1 protein-coding gene is annotated in these 1609 nt (G+C 62.6%); it reads right to left on the reverse strand.

Features of this window, described 5'->3' with window-relative positions:
* Positions 1-172: 172 nt before the first annotated feature.
* The gene (locus WBV89_RS02760; protein ID WP_423979815.1) at positions 173-1408 is read right to left on the reverse strand and encodes an IS256 family transposase; all 1236 of its coding nucleotides are present in this window, start codon (positions 1406-1408) and stop codon (positions 173-175) included.
* Between the last annotated feature and the right edge of the window lie 201 nt (positions 1409-1609).

Here is a 1609-nt window from a genome sequence, read left to right on the forward strand (position 1 = left end):
GGTCAGCGTAGAACGCTGATTCGAATTCTGCTGGTGGCACGTCTCGACAGTGCGAGTGGAGCCGGTCCTCGTTGAACCAGTGCACCCAGGACAGCGTTTCAAGTTCGAGTTGGTCGACGTGTATGAGCCCCGCGGAGTGGTGGGGATTGCGTGACGCGTTCCCTGGTGTGGCTCAGCCTTCGACGAGTTCGCCGACGGGTGGAGCGTCGCCAGTGTGGCAGGTCTTGTCGAGGAGTGCCATCGATGTCTCGGAGAGGTAGTGGCGGGCGATCATCCATTCGTCGTGTTGATCGGCGAGCACTGCTCCGATGAGTCGCAGCGCGGCGGGGTCGTTCGGGAAGATGCCGACCACGTTCGTGCGTCTCTTGATTTCCTTGTTCAAGCGTTCGAGGGGGTTGTTCGACCAGATCTTGCGCCAGTGCGGCTGGGGGAACGCGGTGAACATCAACACGTCGGTGCGCGCTGAGCGCATCGACTCGGCAGCTTTGGGGAATCGGTCGTCGAGGGTGTCGACGACTTCGTCCCAACGCTTCGAGACTTCGTCGGGGTCGGTGAGCGCGAAGACCGACCGGAACGCGGATGCGACCAGGTCCTGGGATGCTTTCGGGACGACGGCGAGCAGGTTGCGGATGTAATGCACGCGGCAGCGTTGCCACGATGCGCCGAGCATGATCTTGCGGATCGATGCTTTCAGCCCGGCGTGCGCGTCGGAGATCACGAGGCGCACCCCACCCAATCCTCGGGTCTTGAGCGAGCGCAGGAACGCGGTCCAGAACGTTTCGTCTTCGGAGTCGCCAATGTCGACACCGAGTACTTCACGGTTGCCCTGTGCGGTGATCCCGGTCGCGACCACGACTGCTCGCGACACGACTTGGCCCAGCGCGTCGTCGCGCACGTTCACATAGGTTGCGTCCAAGTACACGTAGGGGAAGCTGGTGTGGCCGAGGGTGCGGTTGCGGAACGCGCCGACGCGTTCGTCGAGTCCGGCACAGATCCGTGACACTTCGGACTTGGAGATGCCGGTGTCGACACCCATCGCCGCCACCAGGTCGTCGACCGCTCGGGTCGACACACCGGACACGTAGGCCTCCATCACGACCGCGTACAGGGCTTGATCGATGCGACGGCGCGGCTCGAGAATGGACGGGAAGAATGAGCCCTTGCGGAGCTTCGGGATGCCGAGCTGCAAATCGCCGGTCTTGGTCGACAACGTCTTGGGGCGATGACCGTTGCGTTCGGTGATACGCCCATCGACGCGTTCATAGCGGCCGGCGCCGATCGCTTCGACGGCTTCGGCCTCGATCAGCTCCTGGAGCACCCAGCGGGCGATCTCACGGATCAAATCAGTGCCGTCACCGACGCGGATCGCGTCGAGCAGTTCGGACAGGTCAGAATTGGACAGAGCCATCGGTGTGTTCTCCTTGATGTGGTTCTTGCAGGAACACACCAAGGATCACGCCGATGGCTCACCTACTGGTGGACCTCACAAACCCACCACCTCGCGGGGCTCTGTCGACCGGGGGACTTCCAACACCATGGCGAGAGGGATCAAGCGGGTCACGATTGGGCTCGTGAACTTTCCAACATCAACCAGTGCGATGCCCTCTCC

The sequence above is a fragment of the Ilumatobacter sp. genome (assembly GCF_049588435.1).
Taxonomy (GTDB): domain Bacteria; phylum Actinomycetota; class Acidimicrobiia; order Acidimicrobiales; family Ilumatobacteraceae; genus Ilumatobacter_A.

Coding starts and splice junctions, on each gene's coding strand:
- WBV89_RS02760 (WP_423979815.1), bottom strand. CDS start 1,408: ATGGCTCTGTCCAATTCTGACCTGTCCGAACTGCTCGACGCGATCCGC.